This is a genomic window from Okeania sp. SIO2B3, from assembly GCF_010672525.1.
GTDB lineage: Bacteria > Cyanobacteriota > Cyanobacteriia > Cyanobacteriales > Microcoleaceae > Okeania.
This window is the reverse complement of sequence record NZ_JAAHGH010000010.1, coordinates 65,330-85,619: the sequence shown is the minus strand read 5'-3', so window position 1 is coordinate 85,619 and position 20,290 is coordinate 65,330. Positions and strand designations below refer to the sequence as shown.

The following is a 20,290-nucleotide window of genomic DNA, read 5'->3' as shown; positions in this document are numbered from 1 at the left end:
CTCAATAGTAATATGGTGGAAATCAAAAAAAATCAAGAAACAAATTTATCAGGAATTGAGATTAAGAAGTATTTCCTATTGGATAACACGGCATATTTGCAAAAGGAGTTTGACAAAGCTATCGCTAATTTCCGAAAGGCGATCGCTTATCTCCAAGCAATTCTGGGAGTTTGTGAAGATTGGCCGGATTTTCAGGGGATTGCTAATATATATCACCCTTTATGTTCACTTAAGAATGCGACCGCTAATTTCCAACAAGTTCTGGAGATTAATGAAAATTGGAGGGATTTTCACAGCGTTGCTTATTTTTATAACTTCCTAGGTTTAATAGCACTATTGGAAGATCAAATTGATGAAGCTATTAGCTATTTCCAAAAATCTCTCCAAGTTTTTGAAGATGCAGGGAATTTTTACAATGTTGCTAGTGTCTATCATTACCTAGGTATAGTGACACAGAGGCAAGGGCAATTTGATGAAGCTATTAGCTATTTCCAAAAATCTCTCCAGATTAGAGAAGATAGAGGAGATTTTTACAACGCTGCTGCTGACTATCACTACTTAGGCAAAGTAGCAAATAAACAACTACATTTTGATGAGGCGATCGCCTATTCTCAAAAAGCTCTAGAGATTTATGAAGATGCAGGAGATTTTTATGACACTGCCAAAAGTTACTATAACCTGGGAATCATCACACAAGAACAACAAAAATTCGATGAGGCGATCGCTTACTACGAAAAAGCAATTCAGACATTTAAAGAATTCGGAGATTCATGGGAAGCAGCCAAAAGTTGTCTATTAGTCGGCACGATCTATGTAGAACAAGGTTCCTGGTATAAAGGTCTTGATTATTTAGAAAAAAGTTTCCAAACTTACAGTAAAGAAAACGACTATCCACTTCTTGCTAAAACTACCTATCAGATAGCTCGCACTCACCACTTAATGAGTAACTTCGATAAATCTCGCATTTATTATCGAGATGCTCTACGCATTTATGAACATATAAAAGATTGGCAAGGTATTGCTTTATGTAAAACTGGATTAGGTTGGTTAATGGTACAAATAGGTTTTGTTGAAGATGCTTTATTGGAGTTAGAAAATGCAAAAGAAATTTACGGGGAACTAGGTGATAAACTATGGATTAGTGAGGTAGAAAAAATGATAAATTTGATTGAACAAATGAAGGAGAAACAACTAAAATGAGTGATGGGGATAAAATTTGGAATGAATTAGATAATATCTACAACCGATGGGGAATAGAGGAAATTCCCTTTTCGGAAAGTGCTTCAACTATTGGTAAAGCCAAAATTCAAGAAGTTTTTACAGGTCGGACAAAAGAACTCAGAGAAGTTCTCCACCTGTTCCGAGATCGCGAGAGAAAACGCTTGCTAGTTTATGGGTGGATCGGGATTGGCAAAACAGCATTTATTCTAGAAATTTTAGGTATTTTACAACGTAAGACTAAAAATACTATTACTGCTTATATTAGTTTACCTCAAGGAATAGATTTAGCTACTGCAGCTTTAATTGCTTTAGCTCGTGAAATGGAAGATGATGAATGGGCACAACAACAATTAAATCAAATGGGATTACGTCCTCAAAAAGCTCTGCGCAAAAGGAAAATTAAGGGCAAAGGAGGTCTTCCTGTTGCTGGTGTAGAAGTAGAAGAAGAAGTTATCGCTATTCAAAAACCTCAGTTTCCCAGTCTCAGTTTTGAAGACTTACTGCAACGAGCTTTAGAAAAGAATGACAGCGTAGTTATTGCCATCGACGATCTAGACAAACAAGACCCTGCAAAGGTTAGACAGTTATTACTAGATGCTCAAGGAATTTTAAAATCAGGAGCGTGGTTTATTCTTACAGGTCACCCTTTTGGCATAACACGAGACATTTTAATTGCGGAACGTGGATTATTCGATCTTGCTCTCAAACTTGAAGAAATGGATTTGGATACTACTTATGAAATGCTAGTCAAATATCTGAATAGTGCGCGACCCAAAGAATCTCAGCTTGCTTTAGACGATCCTGAAGCAGTTGCCCCATTCACTCCCGAAACTGCTAGACTTTTGTGCGAACGATCTGGTGGTGTTCCCCGGTGGTTAAACCGCTTGGGGAGATATATATTACAGAAAGCTGCCGAATTAGGTGCAAATATCATTACACCAGAAATTTTGCAGCTGGGGTTTGCTGATGCAGAGCAAAAAGTGGGAGGACAGTCGGGATTAACTCCTCAAGATTTCATCGTATTAGGGTTAGTATTAGAAAAAGGAATTTTATCAGATGCAAATGTTACTATTGATGATTTACAAAAAATAAAAGTTAATACATTTAGTGAAATTTTGCCAATCTTAGACAAATTAATTCAACGAGACTTGCTTCGTAGGTTGCCTAGCGATCGTACTGCTGAATATGCTGCAACTCCACTTTTGTTACCACCAAGCAATGAGGAAAAAGAAGAAGATTAGACATCTCCTCCAAAAGAGGGGTTCAATAATTAATAATTAATAATGGCTTTGTTGCATGAAAGTATATAGCTGCGACTAGATTCCCGATATGTACTTCATAATGTGCGAAAACTGCTGTAACTATTGGACAATAGTTAAATCAAACATCCATCTGCTGAAACTCAGCGCTCGCTTCTGTTGACTATATATAAATCAAAATAACTATTGGACAATAGTTAAATCAAACATCCATCTGCTGAAACTCAGCGCTCGCTTCTGTTGACTATATATAAAAATAACTATTGGACAATAGTTAAATCAAACATCCATCTGCTGAAACTCAGCGCTCGCTTCTGTTGACTATATATAAAAATAACTATTGGACAATAGTTAAATCAAACATCCATCTGCTGAGACTGAGTGATCGCTTCTGTTGACTATATATAAAAATAACTATTGGACAATAGATAAATCAAACATTAATCTGCTGAGACTGAGTGATCGCTTCTGTTGACTATATATAAAAATAACTATTGGACAATAGATAAATCAAACATTAATCTGCTGAGACTGAGCGATCGTTTTCCTCTGACATCTAAATAAATATAACTATTGGACAATAGATAAATCAAACTAGGGTTGTAAAAGTTACTCATAAAATCATTTTCCGTGTTTTTTTCCTAAAAACATCTTCTCTGTTCCCTGTTCCCTACTGTTACAAAAAGCCTATATCTTTTTCGGAGATGTATAATAATTGTAGGTAGAAACTATCCTCAAATCAAACAAATATGGCGTTCAAATATTGGAAACATTTTTTACTAGGATTATTCCTAGCTTTTGCCATTGCAGCTTGTGGTTTTTTTAACACAAGTTCAAAACAGGCAAAGTTACCCATGGTAGACTTAATAATTACTCCTCCACTACCGGAGTGGATAGAACAAATTAGTCCGACGGGAGAAGCAGAACTTTTAAGTCAAATTCGGATTCGGTTTAAAGAACCTTTGATTCCTTTGGAAACTTTAGATTCTCTAGAACAACAGGAGAAACTTAAAAAGTTTGAAATTTTCCCAGAATTACCTGGTAAATTTCGATTTTTGACTCCGAAAATGGTTGGTTTTCAACCTGCGGAAAGCTTTCCTAAATCTACGAGAGTAAAGGTTACTTTGAAGGCTGGTTTATCTGACCTTAAAAATCATCAATTAGATGAAGATTTAGCTTGGACTTTCAATACTGAACCAGTTAAATTAACGAATTTACCAACTACTAAGCAGCAAAATAGAAGACCACAACCAATTGATATAAATCCGACGTTAAATTTTACTTCAAATGTGGAGTTGGATGTAAGTTCAATTGAGGAAAATTTAAAATTTTTACCAGCAGGAGAAACAGAGACTTTACCTTTGACGGTTAGTTTAGAAACATTGGAAACTAATGAGGAGGAAGAAGAAGTTTTTACAGAAGAATTTGACTCTTCATTCCGTCGGTGGAATTATTTGTTCGCTCCCCAAGTTACTCTGGAAAAGGGTACTAAATATCGTCTGGAATTTGACTCGGGAATTGAACCTGTAAAAGGTAATTTACCCAGTCAAACACCTTTTGTCAGTGAAGTAGAAACTTATTCCGCTTTTGAGTTTTCTGAACTGAAATTTTCCCAGGGTGGCGGTAGGTTTGTTAAAGGTAATCCCTTGTTGGAATTTAATCATGGTGTTGTACCTGAATCAGCAGTAGAAAATATTACGATTGAACCGGAACCAAAAGAGACAAAAAATCTGATTCAAGCTTATGATGACTATAATATTGTTAGTCTCAATCCTTGGGCATTTGAACCCGATACAAACTATACAATTACTATCGGCGCTAATATCGAAGATAAATTTGGGCAAGTATTAGAAAAGCCTGTTGTTTTAAATTATCAAACAGGGGATTTAGTCGGAAATCTTTCGGTACCTGCTGGTTTAAATATTTTTCCTTCTAGTCAGGATTTACAACTGAATATTTCCACAGTAAATTTGCCAGAGTCGGAATATCAAGCGGCTTATCAAGTTGTTAAACCAACAGATTTGGTTTACGCAGAATCGGCTTATCCCAGAAGAGATAGAAAAAATTTATTACCAGCAAATGAAAAGTGGAAAAATTACCCTGTTTCTGGTGAAAAAAATCAGATTAAAGAAGTAGCAGTTCCTCTCAGAGAACAACTAGGTGGTCAGACAGGAATGTTGGCTTATGGAGTAAAAGCACGGACGAGTTCTTATCAACAAAATGGTCAACAAAAATGGCAAGAACCAAAATTTTCTGGATTGGTACAACTGACTAATTTGGGAGTATTTGCTCAGTGGTTTCCAGAGTCGGGAATTATTCGGGTAAATCATTTGGATGATGGTGCGCCAGTTGTGGCGGATGTGGATATTTATAAATCTCAATTAAATGCTAAATCTCAACCTAAACCTACTGCTTGTGCCACGGGAAAAACTGATGAAAATGGTTTACTTTTTCTCTCTCAAATCGACTTACAAAAATGTATGAATGGTCGGCGCTTTTCCCAAGCACCGGAATTATTAGTAATTGCCAAAGAAAAGGAAGATTGGGCTTTTGCCAGAACGAAAGAATATAGCGGTACTTATGGTTATGGGATTTATTCTGGTTGGGATAGTGGCAAACCTGCATCGCGGGGTACTATTTTTTCTGATAGAGAACTTTATCAACCAGGGGAAAAGGTTTGGTTGACTGGAGCTGCTTATTATTTGGAAAATGGTAACTTGAAACAAGCGGAAAATATGGATTATCAAGTAACTATAAATAATCCAGATGGAAATAAGCAAAATTTAGGTACTCAGACTACTAATGAATTTGGTACTTTCTCTCTAGAAATTTCTCTAGATAATAATCAGTCATTGGGTTATTACAATGTGGAGGCTAAGGGAGAAAATGGCATAGAATTTTACGGAGAATTTCGCGTTGCTGAATTTAAACCGCCTAATTTTCAGGTAGACCTAAAACTTAATCGAGAAATTGCTTTGATTAATGAACAAATAGTGGCGGAAGCTGAAAGTAATTATTTGTTTGATTCTCCAGTGCAAGGAGCAAAGGCTAAATATTATGTGACTCGCCAAAAGACAGAATTTACTCCTGAAAATTGGCAAGAATTTGACTTTGGTCGTCAATGGTTTTGGCCGGAAGAAACGCCGACTATTCCTAATAATGTACTGGAAAAAAATGTGGTGCTAGATAATAAAGGTGGGGATAATCAAATATTTACTGTCGGAAAAGATTTACCATACCCAATGACCTACCGAGTAGATGTGGAAGTGACAGATATATCTAATCTTTCTGTGGCAGATACTCAAACTTTTACCGCCCTACCAAGTAACAAATTAATAGGTCTAAAAAGTAAATTTGTCGCCGATGCTAATAAAAAGTTTCCGGTAGAAGTTATTGTCACCGACTCTCAAGGAAAACCACTTTCTGGGGAAAATATTCTGCTGGAATTACAACAAATGGAATATAGCAGCGTTACCCAAGTAGTGGCAGGTAGTCGCAACCCCAAATATCAGGTGGAATATAAAACTGTTGCGAGTCAGAAAGTCAGAAGTGGCAATAAACCGAAAACCGTCAACCTCACCCCACCAGAGTCTGGTAGTTATCGCATCCGAGCTAATTTTGACAATGCTGAAAATGACATTACTGGCACAGATATTCAAATTTGGGCAACCGGAGCGAACCGCGTTTATTGGGGAGGTCGTAACGAAGACCGTCTAGAAATTAAACTCGACAAAGACACCTACAAACCAGGAGAAACAGCAACTGCTTTAATTCAGTCACCCTATCCAGAAGGGGAATTATATTTTGCCGTCGTCCGCGACAAACCACTGTATGAAAAAATCGTCAAAGTTACAGGTGGCGCGCCAGAAATTCAGTTTCAAGTGACAAAAGATATGTTACCAAATGCTGCGGTAGAAGCAGTATTAGTGCGGCAAGGTCAACCACTCGCAGAAGTCGAACCAGGAACTGTGGAAAATTTGATGAAAGTTGGTTTTACCCCATTCAAAATTAATTTGGCAGACAAATACTTAAATGTAGAAGTCACACCCCAACGTCCGGAAGCACAACCGGGAACTATGCAGACTGTGGAATTGGCAGTTAAAAATAATCAAGGGCAACCCACTAAAGGTCAGTTTATAGTAATGGTTGTAAATGAAGCGGTATTACAACTAAGCGGTCATCGTCCCCCAGACTTAGTGGAGACAGTTTACGCTGAACAACCAATATCAACCACTTTCAACGATAACCGTCCCGAAGTACAAATGGAGGCCATGTCATCCGCTCTGAGAAAAGGTTGGGGTTATGGCGGCGGCATATCATCTGCTGCATCTAGCACCCGCATTCGTACAGACTTTCAATCTTTAGCTTATTACAACGGTTCTGTAATTACAGATAATAAAGGTAAGGCAACGGTGACATTTAAAATGCCAGACGATCTGACAACTTGGCGCGTGATGACTGTTGCCACAGATGGAGATTTGCATTTTGGTAATGGGGAAGCAACTTTTGTCACAACTCAACCATTAATGTTAAATCCAGTTTTACCTCAGTTTGCTCGTATCGGCGATAAATTTGAGGGTGGCGTAACAGTTACGAATAATACTGGTAAAAAAGGCAGTCTAAAAATAGATGGGGAAGTTAGTCAGAATATTTTATTTGCCGAAAATTCCCAAACTACCCAAATTTTTCAAACCAGCACAGACTCAGGTACCAATGCTTACCGTTTCCCAATGGAGGCAAAACAAGCGGGTGAGGCAAAAGTGCAATTTACCACTGACCTGAATAACCGAAACACTGATGGGTTTGAAATTTCATTACCCGTGCAGTCCTTGGCAGCAAGTGAAAGTGTAGTAGAGTCTGGCACAACTGACTCTCAAGTGCAAATTCCACTAAATATTACAGAAAATGTGATGCCAGATGTGGGAGGTCTAGAAATTTCCATCGCAAGTACATTAATACCAGAAATTACTGCCCCCGCAAAAGCAGTGTTGAAAAAAGACCAATTACCATTTTTAGAGTCTACCGCCAGTCAACTAGCGATCGCCTCCAACCTCCAAATATTGGGTGAGAAATACGAGCAAGCATTTGTAGACTTCAACCCAGAACAACAGGCAAAACTAGCATTAGAAAAATTAGAGAAGTTGCAACTGCCAGACGGAGGTTTTGGTTATTATCCAGGATGGGAAAAATCCAATCCTTATCTAACACCCTATGCAGCAGAAGCGATCGCCCAAGCCAAAAAAGCATTTCCAGATTTAGTAAATGGGGAAATGGTAAGTAGTCTGCGGAATTACTTAAACAACATTTTGGCAGACCCAGGCAAAGATGAATATTGCAGCGAACAACTCTGTAAAAATCAAGTGCGCTTAGATATTTTGATGGCATTGTCAGAATTAGGCGACACCCGCAATAGCTTCCTGTCAGATATTTATCAACAACGGGAAAAACTATCTCAGGTAGACCAAATAAAACTAGCGCGCTACATATCCACCTTCCCCAAATGGCGCAAACAGTCAGCAGAAATGTATAACGAAATTCAGGAAAGCGTCTATGAAACCGGACGTAGTGCCACATTGAATATACCGCAAACCTGGGGATGGCTCAATTCAACCACCGCTGCTCAAGCTCAAGCATTGCGACTATTTATTACCCGCGACGCCAAACCAGAAATATTAGACCGACTATTACAAAGTCTGCTCAACCTCCGACGCGATGGCACCTGGCGCACAACCTATGATAACGCCCAAGCATTGAAAGCGTTAGTTACTTATAGCAATACCCAACCAGCACCACCGAATTTTGTCGCCACCGCCAAATTATCAGGCAAACAATTAGATGCTGCCCGTTTTCAAGGTTATGAAAATCCGAATCTCTCCTTGAATGTAGCAATGGATGGGTTGCAAAAAGGAGAATCAGATTTAGTATTGGAAAAATCTGGAGAAGGCAAATTGCACTATTTAGTCGAATACAGTTATCGCCTCCCAGGAAACCAACCAGGAAAGTATAACGGTTTGCGAGTAGCGCGGGAAATTCGTCTGGCAAATGAAGAGGAAATTTTGCAACGCATGGATTTATCTGAAGTGGCGTCAACATTAGATGTCAGTGCAGGACAAGTCTTTGATATTGGCATTGAGGTTATAACAGACCGCCCCGTAGACCATGTAATTATTCGTGACCCACTGCCAGCAGGTTTAGAAGCAGTTGACACCAGTTTCCAAACCGCCACTTCCGCTGTCAAAGCAAAAGCAGATAGTTGGCAAATAGGATATCAACAAATATATCGCGATCGGGTAGAAGCTTATGCAGACCGTTTAAACCCCGGTGTGTATAGCTTACATTATTTAGTCAGGTCAGTGACCCCCGGAACATTTATATGGCCTGGAGCAGAAGCAAAGTTACAATATGCACCCGAAGAATTTGGGCGATCGGCGACGACAACCTTAGTTGTGAAATAGTATGTGACTTTAGGGTTTTAGGGTGCGCAATGCTTACCCTAATTAGGATCTGCTGAAAAAAATTGGTTGGTGGGGGGAGGACACACCGGAGACGGATGTCTTTTCCCCTTACATTCACAGCTAAATTAACTTTGCTTTCTGGAAAATTTGCAGAGGAGTTAAACTTAACTCAGGTAATAAATCATTCCCTAAACTATCTTCCCCTTGCTTCGTTTGTGGAGGAGAATCTGGATAAAAAACGGTGATTTTCTTAACCTTTGTATCAATTAACCAAACAAGGGATACCCCTGCTTTTAGATAAGCTTCCGCTTTCTCACTAAGGTTACTAAAAGATTGAGCAGGTGATATAATTTCTATGACTAATTCAGGGGGAATGGGGCAAGCATCATCTTCTAATTCAATCTCCCCTAACTTATCATAAGATATATAGAGTAAGTCTGGAATCGGACACCAATCTTTGTCATCTCGTTTTAAGCGAACACACCATTCGATACCAACTTCCCCTTTATCTTGATTCCAATCTTCAAGAATTGAGGATAAAGCAAGTGTTACACGGGAATGAGAACGTTTGGGTGACATTTTTTGAATTAATTCTCCATCGAAATATTCATACTTTTCACTAGCTAAAGGGGATGACAAAAATTCATCCAGTGTGAGCCTTTTTTCTTGGATAGCAGTCTTGGACATCCTTATAATTCTCTAAAATTTTACCGAGTTAATACATTATAATGTTCTTGACACTCTCACCGTTAAATCACAGCTCCTAGCTCCGCGCATAACCCTATGCAGATTTTCCAGCCTTGGGTTTCTTCTCAAACACGGTGTAAAGTAATTTCTATATCAAGTCATTTGAGAAAATCAAGTAGTTTCCCTTCACTAAACCTTTGAAATTCTCCGTTCATTAAATGAGATACTTCTTGTGGAGAAATATTTAGAATTTCACTAATTTTACCCTGTTTAAGATGGCGTTTTTTCAACAAACGTATTACCTGAATACCTATTTTTCCTCGTGTAAAAAGTTCGTCGGCATCCTCCAAACCAATATCGGCAAATACATTACCACTACTTTCTTCAAAAATTTGCTCTTGTCTCATTTTTATTTATCCGCTAAACTAATAAGAAATAATCACCAGAAAAAAACTATGACTAAAGTTATAGAAGAAGCACTAACTAAACTATCTCAACTACCAGAAAACCAGCAAGAAGCTATAGCTTATCTCATCCTAGCAGAAATAGAAGACGAGAAAAAATGGGCAGAAAATTTTGCTAATTCTCAAGACCAACTCGCCCAACTTGCCGATGAAGCGATCGCCGAGTTCAAACAAGGTAAAACTAGACCTTTAAATTTCTGATGAACTCTCAAACTACCTCTAAATTTTGGAAAGCATTGAATAAACTTCCTGAGCCTATCCAAGAAGCTGCCAAGGAAACCTACCAACTTTGGCAAAAAGACCCATATAATCCCAGTTTACAATTTAAAAAAATTCATCCAGTTAAACCTATTTATTCTGTCAGAATAGGTTTAAGTTGGCGAGCAGTTGGGATTAAAGATAGTAATACAATTATCTGGTTTTGGATAGGTTCTCATTCAGATTATAATCAACTTATTTCTCAACTATAAATTTAAGCTATGCCCGAAATTAAAAAATAGGGCATAGCGTTAAAAAATTAAGTCTTACTAATAGTTATTAATTAGAGGTTTAAAAATGGAAAATATAGAATATTCAGGATATTGGTGGTTGCCATCAGAGCCAGATTTAAAAATAGCAGGTATTCTCAAATTCAAAAATACTGAAGGAATTAAACTTCAACTAATAGGCTCGTTTCTCAATTTTTATACTGCGGGAAAAATTCCTACTAATATTCCCATTATTTTAGGAGTTGTACATAGAGAGATTATTACTATTTGTAATAGTATTAATTCTCATTCAAGAAGAAGTTCCCCTGGTTTTGCAAGTCAAGAATATACCTCAGAACTTGCTTTAATAGGTAGACATTTTACTAAACCAGATGAAATATTATTTAATAAAGCTAGAGTACGGTATAGTTATCTATCTGACTGGGCAGACTTGCCTTTAATTAAGCGAGAACCTGATTTGAGAGATTTAGATTGGAATAAAGAGAGAGAATTAAGATTTACATATACTGCCCCTGAAGATATTGAAGCAAAAACAACATACGGAAAATTTTCTGTCATTTATAATTGTTCTGAAGCAGGTAAGCGTGAAAGTATCGACTTAAAACAATTTGTCTCATTAATGATTCAACCAAATGAAGAACTTTCATGTAAAGATTTTCACTTTAAATTCATACATCCTCTAAATAATTTTATAACTTTTGCAACTGATAGAACTAACTGCATTACTGAATTAGAATTTTATTCCCGTCACGGTGATACAGACATAGTAGATAGCCGTTACAGTCTAGACGAAATCCCTATAAAAGCTATTTATAAAACTTACTACCCCGATAGAAAAAAGCTAGATAAATTACTTTTTCACAATAAAATTTTCTCTGAGATGCTGTTTTCTCTCTCTGATATTAAGAGTGACTTTTCATTAATTATGCAAAGATGGTTTAATTCTGTTGAAAAACTAGATAGTGTTTTGAATTTATTCTTCAGTATTAAGTACAAACCAGATATTTATTTAGAGAGTAAATTTCTCAATCTTGTTCAGGCTGTAGAATCTTATCATCGCCGTCAAATTAAAAATCATGTTTTGCCAGAAGATGAGCATAAAGAGCGTAAAGAAAGAATCTTAGGTAGTGTTCCTAGCGAGTATCAAGAGTGGCTAAAAGAAAAACTTAACTACAGTAATGAACCAACTTTAAAAGAAAGATTAATAGAACTGCTTGAATTAATCCCAGAAATAACTAAGCAATTAATTAAGGATAAAGAAGTATTTGCTACTCAAGTCAAGAATGCTAGAAATTACTTCACTCATTACAATAAATCTTTAAAGAAAAAGGTTCCTCAACCAGAAGAATTATCTTGGTTTATAGAATTACTTTCTTTCATTTTGCAAGCTTGTATTTTGAAAGAATTAGGTTGTACTTCAGAACGTTGTCACCAGTTACTTAACAGAAATAAGAGATATAAGAATGCGTTAGAAAGAGCAAGAGAACCTAAAACTGATATGGGTAAAAAATTACAGGAAATTCGTCTTCAGATACCTTCCGAGCGTAAATTACTAACTAGGGATGAAATAGAAGAAGAAATTGCCGAAAGTCGGGGTGAAAGACAGTGAGTATTATCAAAACCTATATAGATTCTGGCGTACTTATTCAAGCATATCGAGGCGAAACCCTTATAGGAATAAAAGCACAAGAAATTCTTGATGACCCCCAACGAGAATATGCCACTAGCTCGTTTGTCAAATTAGAAGTATTATCTAAAGCAATTTATTTTCAAAACCTCGCTGAAGTTAATTTTTATGAAACATTTTTGACAGGTTGTACTATCTGGGCAAACGAACTAGAAAAAATTGTCGAATCTGCACAAAAATTAGCTTCTGATTTTGGTCTAAATGCAATAGATGCTCTTCATGTTGCTGCTGCTATTTCTGTAAATGCTGATGAATTAATAACAACAGAAAAACCAAGTAAACCCATGCACCGAGTTACTCAGATTAAGGTGATTTCAATTTATCAATAGTTGCGATGAATTAGGAGATAGCCATTAAGTTAAAATAGATTTGTTTCATCGACTGTGTTTTTTACAAAAAAAAGGATTGAAAATTTATATAATAGTTAAAAATACAAGAGAATAAAACCTATGAAAAATGCCCTTGATATAGCTGGCTATTTTTTATGTCGTATTGACAGAGAAGCAGGGGATACAATCTCTCCTCTAAAATTACAAAAACTTGTATATTACGCACAAGCTTGGAGTTTAGTATTTAGAAAGAAAATTCTGTTTTTTCAAGATATTGAAGCTTGGGTTTCCGGACCTATTATTCGTGATGTTTGGAATGAATATAAACCTTACAATTATCGAGATATTCCTGCACCAGACGAATTAGAAATAGAATTTGAAAAAGATGAAATAGAAGTTCTTGAAGAAGTATGGAATACTTATGGAGAATTAAGCGCTAGATACCTAAAAGAATTAACACATTCAGAAACTCCTTGGCTAAATGCCAGAAAAGATTTAGAATCAGCTCAACCATCGAATAATATTATTTCTCAGTCAGATATGAAAGCTTTCTATTCAGAGATGGTGGAGGCTTAATTCAGTTATCAGTTATCAGTTATCAGTTATCAGTTATCAAAATCCTAGCTTTAGATTTACATACACAGATAAAAATAGTAGGCTTTTATCTGATTAAAATTCATCAGAAATTAATGACTTAATTCAAGGGTAAAAAAAAATAGTAGGGTGGGTTACGCTGACGCTAACCCACCGAAAAATTATAGATTTGCGGTGCGTTACACTTTCCTGCGGAATGCTGCGCAAACGTTAACGCACCCTACTGGACTACTATACAGATAAAAATCGTTGGGTTTTGTCTGATTGGAATTCATCAGAAATTAATGACTTAATTCAAGGGTTAAATAAAATAGAAAAATATACCTGGGTGCAGATAAAAACTCACGGTTCTAAAAAACCTGGTTCATCAGTTGGAACAGGTTATAAATTAATCAGTAGTCATCCATCTTTATCAGAAAATATACCGGAAGATATTAAATTATCAGAAATGAGAATAGATGAAAAAAAGCGAATTTTTGGATTTCGGGTAGATGGGGTTTACTATATAGTTTGGTTTGATAGAGACCATTCTGTTTGCCCTGAATAATTTATATGAGAACAATTTTTGTAGTTATCGTATATTTGAAATAGAACAAGCAAAGGTAAAACTAAACCGCTGTAATTCTAGATACTATAACAGCAAATTGACCTTTAAAGTACCATCTGTAGGGGCAAATGGCATTTGCGTTCCGCAAAGCTCCGAATGGCGCACTAGCTATCTGTAGAGTCCCTGCGTAACTCCTGTGATACTTAATCATCCGGACATGGTATCAATCATACTCCACCCTTCAATTTATATTCTATTATATCGTAAGTGATTATCCGGACATGATATGAATATAAATACTGACAATTGACTGGTAAAATCCGATAGACAGCTTTAACTTCTGAGTAGAAACTGTTAAAAATTTATGTTCTTTATTGTAGAGGAAATCATAATTATGGTAGAACACAAACGTATTGGCATCCTTACCAGTGGAGGAGATTGTGCAGGCTTAAATCCAGCAATTCGGGCGGTAGTATATCGCGCAATTGGAACTTATAATTGGGAAGTTTTTGGCATTCAGCAAGCTACCCTGGGATTGATGGAACGTCCACCAAAAGCAATCAAACTTGAAATAGAAAAAATTGACCCCTTACTAACAGCAGGTGGTACAATTTTAGGAACTACTAATAAGGGTAATCCATTTGCATTTCCGATGCCAGATGAAACTGTGCGCGATCGCTCTGAGGAAATTATTGAAGGGTATCGTTTATTAGAGCTTGATGCTTTAATTGGTATCGGTGGTGATGGCAGTCTAGCTATTCTTCGTCAACTTGCTCAACAGGGAAATTTGAATCTAGTGGGTATTCCCAAAACTATTGATAATGATGTCAGCTGTACTGAATTATCTATCGGTTTTAATACTGCTGTCAAAATTGCCACAGAAGCACTAGACCGCTTACATTTTACTGCTGCTAGTCATAGTCGAGTTATGATTCTGGAAGTAATGGGGCGAGATGCGGGACATATTGCTCTCAATGCTGGTATTGCAGGTGGTGCAGATGTGATCTTGATTCCCGAAATTCCTTACCAAATAGAGCGAATATGTGACTACATTCGCAAACGCCAAGATTTAGGCAAAAATTACTCTTTGGTAATTGTCGCAGAAGCAGTGCGTACTGAAACAGGAGAAGCTGTCACAACTAATGATTCTTTGGGTCAATCTCGATTTGGTGGTATTGGGCAATATCTAGCTGATAAAATCTCTGCTTGTAGTAGTGCAGAAATTCGCGTCACCGTCTTAGGTCATATTCAACGTGGTGGCATTCCTTCCCCGACCGATCGCTTAATTGCTTCAGCTTTTGGGGTGGCAGCAGTTGACCTCATTGCCGAAGAAAAATATGACCACATGGTAACTTGGCAAAATCGACAGGCGATCGCTGTTCCAATTACAGATGCAATCTCTAAATACAGAGCGGTAGATATTAATGATACTTTAGTTAAAACTGCTCGGAGTATGGGTATTTGTTTGGGAGATTAATCTCAAAAGTAGGGTGGAAAATAAGCTAATACGCATTTAAAATGCGTATTAGCAACTCAGAAGTCAGAAGTAATATCATGTCCGGTTGAACAGTTATAAAACAAATAACGACCGAGGAGTCAGTCCTCAAGAGTCAGAAGGGAAGAAGGAAGAAGGAGAGAGTTTTTTTCTCACTAATTATCCGGACATGATATAATAAAGGTTTGCCTTAAACGAGGGACAGGACAATAAATTGTTTAAATGCACAATCAAAGAAATACTGAAATTATCAATACTATTCTCCAATATTTCCTCTTTTTCTCCTTTTTTTCCTCCTGACTCCTGAGTTCCCCTCCACGGTCGGGGGAGGGGCGAGGGGTGGGTTGACTCCTGAGAAATCACAACATTTATTCATAAGTATTCAACCGAACATGATATAAGTCCTGTCAATATAGCATTTTGATCATCAATTTGAGACGCCGACTCGCCATAACTCCCCTGCGACAACAGATTCTAATTCCCATTGGTTTGCTTTGATCGCCGACCGCAGTTTCTTTGAAGGACGAAACACAAAAATCTCAGATTCACCTGTAACCATCTCCAAATTTGGCAGTTGAGTCAACAACAACAACTGTACATTGTCATCTAATAAATAGCTGAGTGAAATCACATCTCCAACATTTGTATAATCATCACCTATATCGCTCAATAATAGTGGGTAGTCACTAGCATTAATTTTTTTTGCTACCTCAGCATTAAAATAACTAGGGGTTTTATTCCACCAAGTATCAGAAACAGCGCTGACACTACAGGATAAAATACTTGCTGTCAATAATATTGCCAAAACTACTCGCCAAAATTTTTGCCTACTGAACAAAGAGAGGCGATCGCCTAACTGATGCGAAACATTATTGCCACCTAAATACCTTGAGAATAAATAAGCAACGGATAAATATATTGCAGGAAAGCAGGAAATCAGATAACGAGTGACTGCAGAGCGTTTTCCACCCCAGAACAAATCGGGTATTACTAATATTATGAAAGGTATAAAAATCGAAGTCAGGACAAAGAATTTTCTGGAGCGACTGCCATAACGACAAACTGTATAAACCCCAAAACCAATAATGATTAAAAATGGCAATCTCAGTAAATATGTAACAATACTGTCAAAGCCAAAATCTAGATCAATAAACAAAGAAGAAAAACTCAAAATCCACTTTTTTACTAAAATATTGAATCCCACTGATACTCTTGCCCAATTTGTAGCATCATAGGCTCTTTGCAGATTATTTATGATTACTAATATCCAGGGAATATAGAGAATTATTATTGCTAATGCAGTAATAAAAAATTTCCCAGGTAGTGTTTGAATTAAAAGTTTTATTTTCGAGGAATTATATTTTTTGTGAGAGGCATTTTTCTCTATATCATTTGATAGAAACCAATGAATAAGAACAAATACTCCTTGAGCTATCATGGTTAAACAAAAAAACAAATGGGTATATAAACCAACAGCACAAACTACACTATATAATCCCCAATTTTTCCAATTTGAAGAATACATAGCTCTCAACAATAAAATGCTACTACTCAAAATAATCACAGTAACTAAACTATATTGTCTGGCTGTTTGAGCAAGCAAAATCTCAAAGGGTGATAAAGCTAAAAATGTAGTTGCCAGTAAAGCGTTTAAATGGGAATTAAAAAGTTGCCGAGCTAGGATATAGATTAAAGGTAAAGATAATAAACTGATTAATGCGGGTAAACTACGAGATGCCTTGATAGAAGCGCCAAATTGTTGCATCCAAAACCGAGCTATCAAATAATATAAAGGAGAATGATGGGGGTTTTCAATTATCAGAGATTCAAGAGTGTCTTTGAAGGTACTTTCTGGTTTAATTTCTTGGTATTTTTGCAGTTTTTGAGCAGGAATAATTTCGTTTATAAATTCTGGGCCAAGGTCAGCCATCTTAAAACCTGATGCTCGTAAAGAAGTATATACTTCATCATGCCAATAGACTTTTTTATCAATGTTTAAAAAACGGAACCCTATGCCTAAAGTTATGGCAATAATCAGTAATATAATTAAGATTTGAGATGCATTTTTCTTTTCAAATTTGAGAGAAATCATTTTTTTTATAGGGAAGGAAGACGGAAGAAGGAAGAAGGAAGAAGGAAAAAGAAAGAAGAAAAAAGAAAGAAGGAAGAAGGAAGAAGGAAGAAGGAAAAAGAAAGAAGAAAAAAGAAAGAAGGAAGAAGGAAGAAGGTGTTTAGTTATCTAGAATATAAAGAAAAATCTGGCGTTGTTTTAGTTTTAAGCTTTTGATATCTCCTGACCTTTCCTTCGACTCAAAAACGAGAAATAGAAATCTGAGAAAATCCACAAATAGTATCAGGAGAAAATATTTTACCGAATAATTAATAATTAGGGTTTGCGTATGGAAAGTCTTTTGGTAAGGGGAGGAGTCAGGAGTCAGGAGAAATGGGAATTATAGAGGAGGTAGTAGTAAGAATTGTCCCTAGATTTTTATGCTCAACTCTTGACCAAAATCCACTCATTTTTGAATCATTACTACCTAAAAACTCGCACTTTTTAATACTTAAAAAAGCTAAAACCTTTATCTGTAAAGACTTTTATATTTAATCAACAAGGCCTAATTAATAATTAAATAATTCGCGCCTTGAAGCCGACCCTTTTAAGGGGAAAAAAGCGGTCGTTTGCGGAGCAGTCCGTTAGGATGGGATGGCGTTAGCGGAGCGGGTCTGCAAGAACGGGTCTCCTCGCCATATCCAATCGACCAAGAGAAGAAATAATATTTCCTTATATTCAATCAAGAGCGGTTTTAACCAGAGGTAATTATCCATTATCAATTATCCATTATCAATTATCCATTAATTAACAGGATTTGTCTTAGATTTAGCAGTTATTTGGTAATGCAAAATTGCTCATGCCATTTAGCAAGAAAAGTATAAGTCATCCACCATCTTAATCAACGGTAAATTACTTATATTTTAAGAACTAAAAATTTTAGTTTGATCAGGTATTCCATACTTGTTTTAACTTTTCTCTATCTACTTCAGAAACTTGCCCAATAAATATATTAACAAGGGTTTTTCCAAATAATTTAATTGAGAAAGACTTAAAGTTGAAGCTATATGCAATATGATTTGAGTTGTGAGATATTGGAAACTTTTGGAGAACAGGGAACAGGAAACAAGGAACAGGAAAGAAGAAAAAAACGTATCATATGAATATAATAATTGCTATATTCTATACTTTTAAGGGACATCTAAATTCTCACAGCTTCCTGATTGCTATATATGCAAACCACTTATTACCCAATTATTCAATTTTCATAATTAGACTATATACTTTCCCTATCTAATATTTAAGTAAGTTTTGATAACTCTTTTGCTTTTTGCATAAGTAAATCAGCTCTCATAGAAATAAATTTATCATAATCATCACTAAACATTTCTTGAGAACATAGATGTGTTCCCAGTATTTTTTTAAGAGTAGAATCATCTGTTGGCATTTGAGAACGATATTCACTAGGTGGATTATCTTTTATCTTATTATTGTCAGCTCTTGAAAGCATTGATATATTTGCCAAGCAATTAATTTCATCGCTTTTATATCCATTTTTCTCTAGATAAGCTTTTGGAAATATATGATGAAATTCATGGCGGTTACCTTGACATAATACATCTTCTAGAGAGATATTTGTACCTTGAATAAAATTTAATGGTTGATTATTTGCTAGTAAAAGAATAAAAGTTGTAGTAGCAATTGTAGACATTCTAAATTTATTTTTTATAAAATAGTTAGAATTTATAGATACATTAAAGTTGCCTAAGTTATGTTTTTCATTTTTCTTCAGTTTTTGAACTTCTTTTAAGTCTATATCTGTGCTTTTAACACCACCTCGTGCATACCTCCCAGAAAAGCAAGAACGCCAAAACCATATTTTTAAAGTTTCACATTGCTCTATAGGTACTGGAGGAGGTTGTTTTTGTGTAGAAGCAAAAAATGATGTCAGTACAACTAAAATATTATCCATAGGTAAAAGCTTGAGAGAAAAAATATTTAGCTCAGACTTTAAGAAATCTATAGTCCTAAATACTCCTGTTTTAATTTCATCGAACTTTTTGCGAACCTCATCGCCAGGAAGTTGTATAAAAGTTTCTGGATCTGCGCTATTATTCACTACAGCAGAACAACATTTGAGAAGTAAATCAGAATCTAATTCGTTAAATCCAAAATCCTGTAAATTTTCTGCTAGTTCCTGAAATTTTTCCTGTAAATCGAATTCTCCACTCCAGTTCCAAACAGATAATAATTGAAAAGTGTTTAACTCAACACCTTTTCTATTAATTCTTTCAAAAACAGTTGCAACATATTTTTGTTCTTCAGTTTGAAAACGCTCTAAAGGCACTGTTGCTTGTGTAAATTTCTCAACCAAATCATCTATTTTTTCAGCTATATCTTCATTCAAATTTCTTGTGATTTGCCGATATTTTGGAGCATTGAAAACATACCTCAATGGAAAGAACTCGTTATTGTCATAATTTTGTGGATCATCTAAGTATACAAATGGAACTGATTCTTTACTATTAAGCTGAAAAAATAAATCTGTCCAGCTAGTATCTTGATTTTTTTCAGGAGCAAGAGAATTCTGAAATATACCAAAAATAGAAGTTATTCTCTGTTGACCATCAAGAACATAGTCTATAAAATATTCTTCTTCGCTTTCAGGTAGTTTATAGGGTCCAAGATTTCTTTCTGTTCGCAAAGGGGTTTTAGTTCTCCACAGTAAAACTGAGCCAAACGGAAAACCTTTATATATACTATCAATGAAGTAGGCAACACGGTCTGGGTCCCAAACAAAACCTCTTTGAAAAGAAGGAATTCTGATTCTTCCTCTTTTCAAGTCATTAATTAGGTCACTTATGAAGAGATATGGCTTATCCATGTTATAAATTTTTTTTTCTAGTATGTTGAAGGATAGTTTTTATTATATCAATATTAAGCCCATTTCACTTCAGAAGTATAGAGACCTTGATTAGTCAGCAAAAAATAAAGATTTAACAGCTTTAGTTCCC

At 36.0% G+C, this 20,290-nt stretch carries 16 protein-coding genes; 11 read left to right on the top strand and 5 right to left on the bottom strand.

From position 1 onward, the window contains the following. Nucleotides 1-12: 12 nt before the first annotated feature. On the top strand, nucleotides 13-1,200 hold the full coding sequence (locus F6K15_RS11985; RefSeq protein ID WP_293061044.1) for a tetratricopeptide repeat protein: 1,188 nt from the start codon (nucleotides 13-15) through the stop codon (nucleotides 1,198-1,200). After that, on the top strand, nucleotides 1,197-2,462 hold the full coding sequence (locus F6K15_RS11980; RefSeq protein WP_293061042.1) for an AAA family ATPase: 1,266 nt from the start codon (nucleotides 1,197-1,199) through the stop codon (nucleotides 2,460-2,462). Before F6K15_RS11985 ends, F6K15_RS11980 begins: the two co-directional genes overlap by 4 nt. A gap of 509 nt (nucleotides 2,463-2,971) precedes the next feature. Here F6K15_RS11980 and F6K15_RS11975 read toward each other — a convergent pair. After that, entirely contained in the window at nucleotides 2,972-3,097 is a 126-nt protein-coding gene (locus F6K15_RS11975; RefSeq protein ID WP_293061041.1) for a hypothetical protein, read from the bottom strand. Nucleotides 3,098-3,229: 132 nt separating this feature from the next. On the opposite strand from F6K15_RS11975, the gene F6K15_RS11970 reads away from it, so the two are divergent. Next, on the top strand, nucleotides 3,230-8,935 hold the full coding sequence (locus F6K15_RS11970; RefSeq protein WP_293061039.1) for an alpha-2-macroglobulin: 5,706 nt from the start codon (nucleotides 3,230-3,232) through the stop codon (nucleotides 8,933-8,935). A 120-nt stretch (nucleotides 8,936-9,055) separates the two neighbouring features. Here the strand turns inward: F6K15_RS11970 and F6K15_RS11965 are convergent, their stop codons facing one another. Both F6K15_RS11965 and F6K15_RS11960 read right to left on the bottom strand, forming a co-directional pair. After that, nucleotides 9,056-9,622: a Uma2 family endonuclease gene (locus F6K15_RS11965; RefSeq protein ID WP_293061037.1), complete on the bottom strand. Its 567-nt coding sequence runs from the start codon at nucleotides 9,620-9,622 to the stop codon at nucleotides 9,056-9,058. 158 nt (nucleotides 9,623-9,780) lie between these two features. Continuing rightward, nucleotides 9,781-10,029 carry a helix-turn-helix domain-containing protein gene (locus F6K15_RS11960; protein ID WP_293061035.1) on the bottom strand — a complete coding sequence of 83 codons (249 nt, stop codon included), beginning with the start codon at nucleotides 10,027-10,029 and terminating at the stop codon, nucleotides 9,781-9,783. A 48-nt stretch (nucleotides 10,030-10,077) separates the two neighbouring features. On the opposite strand from F6K15_RS11960, the gene F6K15_RS11955 reads away from it, so the two are divergent. The 7 genes from F6K15_RS11955 to F6K15_RS11925 all read left to right on the top strand — a co-directional run bounded on the left by F6K15_RS11955 (nucleotide 10,078) and on the right by F6K15_RS11925 (nucleotide 15,208). Further along, entirely contained in the window at nucleotides 10,078-10,287 is a 210-nt protein-coding gene (locus F6K15_RS11955; RefSeq protein WP_293061033.1) for a hypothetical protein, read from the top strand. Further along, nucleotides 10,287-10,556 (top strand): type II toxin-antitoxin system RelE/ParE family toxin, encoded by a 270-nt coding sequence (locus F6K15_RS11950; RefSeq protein WP_293061031.1) that lies wholly within the window; start codon nucleotides 10,287-10,289, stop codon nucleotides 10,554-10,556. The genes F6K15_RS11955 and F6K15_RS11950 overlap by 1 nt, the downstream gene beginning before the upstream one ends. A gap of 85 nt (nucleotides 10,557-10,641) precedes the next feature. Further along, nucleotides 10,642-12,183: a HEPN domain-containing protein gene (locus F6K15_RS11945; RefSeq protein ID WP_293061029.1), complete on the top strand. Its 1,542-nt coding sequence runs from the start codon at nucleotides 10,642-10,644 to the stop codon at nucleotides 12,181-12,183. Next, nucleotides 12,180-12,590: a PIN domain-containing protein gene (locus F6K15_RS11940; protein WP_293061027.1), complete on the top strand. Its 411-nt coding sequence runs from the start codon at nucleotides 12,180-12,182 to the stop codon at nucleotides 12,588-12,590. The genes F6K15_RS11945 and F6K15_RS11940 overlap by 4 nt, the downstream gene beginning before the upstream one ends. A gap of 120 nt (nucleotides 12,591-12,710) precedes the next feature. Then, nucleotides 12,711-13,166 carry a Panacea domain-containing protein gene (locus F6K15_RS11935; RefSeq protein ID WP_293061025.1) on the top strand — a complete coding sequence of 152 codons (456 nt, stop codon included), beginning with the start codon at nucleotides 12,711-12,713 and terminating at the stop codon, nucleotides 13,164-13,166. A 241-nt stretch (nucleotides 13,167-13,407) separates the two neighbouring features. Beyond that, nucleotides 13,408-13,731, top strand: a complete 324-nt coding sequence (locus F6K15_RS11930) for an MAG6450 family protein (RefSeq protein WP_363267824.1) — start codon at nucleotides 13,408-13,410, stop codon at nucleotides 13,729-13,731. Nucleotides 13,732-14,125: 394 nt separating this feature from the next. Continuing rightward, a complete protein-coding gene (locus tag F6K15_RS11925) occupies nucleotides 14,126-15,208 on the top strand; it encodes an ATP-dependent 6-phosphofructokinase (protein ID WP_293061021.1) in 1,083 nt (360 codons plus the stop codon). Between the two features lie 445 nt (nucleotides 15,209-15,653). Here the strand turns inward: F6K15_RS11925 and F6K15_RS11920 are convergent, their stop codons facing one another. Further along, the gene (locus tag F6K15_RS11920) at nucleotides 15,654-17,318 is read right to left on the bottom strand and encodes a glycosyltransferase family 39 protein (RefSeq protein ID WP_293061019.1); all 1,665 of its coding nucleotides are present in this window, start codon (nucleotides 17,316-17,318) and stop codon (nucleotides 15,654-15,656) included. Between F6K15_RS11920 and F6K15_RS11915 the strand changes: the two genes are divergently transcribed. Further along, on the top strand, nucleotides 17,305-17,469 hold the full coding sequence (locus F6K15_RS11915; RefSeq protein WP_293061018.1) for a hypothetical protein: 165 nt from the start codon (nucleotides 17,305-17,307) through the stop codon (nucleotides 17,467-17,469). The two genes, F6K15_RS11920 and F6K15_RS11915, sit on opposite strands and share 14 nt — an antisense overlap. Nucleotides 17,470-18,576: 1,107 nt before the next feature. On the opposite strand, the gene F6K15_RS11910 is transcribed toward F6K15_RS11915, so the two are convergent. Then, nucleotides 18,577-20,160 (bottom strand): DUF262 domain-containing protein, encoded by a 1,584-nt coding sequence (locus F6K15_RS11910; RefSeq protein WP_293061016.1) that lies wholly within the window; start codon nucleotides 20,158-20,160, stop codon nucleotides 18,577-18,579. Nucleotides 20,161-20,290: the final 130 nt, after the last annotated feature.